The following is a 1,923-nucleotide window of genomic DNA, read 5'->3' on the forward strand; positions in this document are numbered from 1 at the left end:
GGAACAGTTCCCAGCGCCACTGGTGGATCAGCGAGTGGAACCAGGTCATGATCTGCGTGATGCTCGGCTGCGCCTTCAGGTAGAAGCCGATGAAGCCGACGCTGCCAATCCACAACAGCGTGCGCGGGATGGAAATCCACGGCTTGCTCTTGCGCCTGGACATGCGCGCGAGCCGGTCGCGCTGCGAATACAGCCCGGCGGTGACGGCCAGCATCAGCACAAAGACGGCGATCTCGAGCTTGCGGCCGAGCCACGGCTGCTTCCATGCGGCGACCGGGCGCTCCACATGCGGGCGGCCGCCTTCGAGATAGCGGGCCGGCAGCCAGTATTCCTGGTTGAAGCGGGTAAACACGCGGGCGCCGTTCTGGCCGACGATCTTGTTGGCGAGGAATGTCAGGTCCCACGGCCAGGCCGGGTTGAAGGTGGCCGAGCGCACGATGAAGATGCCGGTTTCCTTGAATTCCGGCGCATCGGCCGGCTCCAGGTGGTACAGGTTCTCGTAGTCGAGGTCGCGGAAGGTGAACGAGTCCGGGTCCTGCCGCACCTGGATGCGGTCGTAGATGCCGCCGCGCACGAAGCCGGAGCCCTTGAACGAGCCGGTGCCGTTGGCCACCACAAAGATTGCATGCTCGCCCGGCTTCAGGTGGCTCATCAGCCGCTCGTAGCCGTAGGCGCCGAGCACACTCTTGCCGACGGTCGGCACGTTGAGGTAGCCGAAATACAGGTCGATGTAGGGGCTGCCGTTGCCGTCGAGGCCGACTTCCTCCGGCTGCACCTGCAGGCGGGCAACGCTGCCTTCCTTGACCATGGCCGCCCAGTTCAGCTGCTCGTCGAGCGCGGTGAAGCGCGCGGGCGGCTTCGGCACGCTCTTGATGATGCCGACCTGGCTGGCGATCGCATAGGCGCTGCGCAGGATCGCCTGGTTCTCGGCGATGACGGTGACGGTGGCGCCGCTGACGCCGTCCAGGCTCTGTGTGTCGTTGCCGCCGGCGGTGTGGCCGACTTCGAGCTTGGCGTCGGCGCGCTGGCCGAGGTACTGCGCGATGAAGTTGACCAGCGTCGACTCGGGAATGCCCAGCAGCAGGATCGGCTCGGAATGCTTGAGGATGCGCACGCCGGTGATGATGCCCTGCGTGTCCATGCCGATCAGGGTGACGATCGGCTTGCCGGAATAGGCGGGGATGTCGACGATGTCGGTCGACAGGAACACGTAGCCGACCAGCTTCTTCTCGCCGTTATCGTTGGCATAGCCCTCCACGTACGGCGGCGAACCCTTGCGGGTGGAGAATTCCTTCGCGCCCGGCAGCACGTCGGCGCAGGGGGCGAGCGCGCACAACTCGGACCCGCTGAGTTTTTCCGGCGTCAATTCCGAGTCGTACATTGACGCCAATGCGGCTTGTGGTGCCAGCAGGATGCTGAGACTCGCAATCATCAGGGCGAGTAGTCTGAACAGCAACTGCACGAAGGAATCTAAGCGTGTCATAAGGCCTATCAGTGATTCAATCTGTGCCGGGCACCTAGAACCATTTCTTCACCCTCCCTGAACCGACAGAAGGACGTTCGCTCCTTCTGGAAATAAAAATCAGGGAATAGTTTCGAAGATTGCTGTGTGCCTTGCGGTTAGTAACGCAAGGCCATTTCGTAGATAGCTACATATGCCTGTACCTACGAGATAGACTCTGGAACATCACCTGGCATATGCCGGGTGATGCAGGGTTGCTTTGGGCCGGTCGGCGTATGCCAGACCGCCCCTCGGATTCTTTGAAGGGAATAAACCTGCCGGCACGGTGCCGGCAGCCGCGGGAAGCAAAGGCATCCCGCGGCTTTCCTGCTTAAGCCTCTACCAGCAGACGGCTGCGCATTTCAAGATGCAGCGCGTGGCAGAAGTGCGTACAGTAAATCCAGAACGCACCCGGCTTGTCC

1 protein-coding gene is annotated in these 1,923 nt (G+C 62.3%); it reads right to left on the bottom strand.

Translation table 11 applies throughout. From position 1 onward, the window contains the following. Positions 1-1,483: FMN-binding protein (locus ACYVIA_RS22230; RefSeq protein WP_460844481.1), on the bottom strand; the 1,483-nt coding region annotated here is incomplete at its 3' end. Between the last annotated feature and the right edge of the window lie 440 nt (positions 1,484-1,923).

The sequence above is a fragment of the Noviherbaspirillum agri genome (assembly GCF_054780595.1).